The organism is Mesorhizobium sp. M7A.F.Ca.ET.027.02.1.1, from assembly GCF_004022985.1.
Classification (GTDB): domain Bacteria; phylum Pseudomonadota; class Alphaproteobacteria; order Rhizobiales; family Rhizobiaceae; genus Mesorhizobium.
In genome coordinates, this window is the sequence record NZ_RZOL01000883.1 from 1 (window position 1) to 665 (window position 665).

1 protein-coding gene is annotated in these 665 nt (G+C 62.7%); it reads right to left on the reverse strand.

The features are described from left to right. Positions 1–665 (reverse strand): phosphatidate cytidylyltransferase (locus EN749_RS36795; RefSeq protein ID WP_128365106.1); only part of this gene is annotated, 665 nt, incomplete at both ends.

Consider the following 665-nt stretch of genomic DNA (forward strand, 5'->3'; position numbering starts at 1 on the left):
GGCTGTCGGTGCGGTCCATCATGCCGCCATGGCCTTCGATCAGATGGCCCCAGTCCTTGACGCCCTGGTCGCGCTTGATGGCCGAGGCGACCAGCCCGCCGAGAAATCCCATCGAGCAGGCGACGAAGGCCACGGCTGCTGCCTGCAGCGGCGAGAAGGGTGTCACGAACGATAGCAGCGCGCCGAGCAGGCTCGCCGACACCAGTCCGCCGATCAGCCCTTCCCAGGTTTTCGACGGCGAGACGTTCGGCGAAAAACGGTGTTTTCCAAACAGCTTGCCGAAGATGTATTGCAGCACGTCGCTGCCTTGCACGACGATGATCAGGAACGCGATCAGCAGCAGGGTGCGGCCTTCGAAGCCCGGCACCTCGAGTGTCAGCAGGGCAGGGACATGGCTGACGCAATAGACCGAGATCATCACCGCCCATTGCTGCGCGGCGATGCGCTCGAGGAAGCGTTCGGTGTCGCCATGCAGCGCCGTGATGGCCGGCATCAACAGGAAGCAATAGACCGGAATGAAGATGACGAAGAGCCCGTACCAGGCGGTCCACACCAGCCAGTATTGAAACGGTATGATGATGCCGAACATGCCGAGCAGCACCCAATGGTCGCTGCGGCGGGTGTGCGTCAGCGTCACGAATTCGCGCAGCGCGGCGAAGGAGATC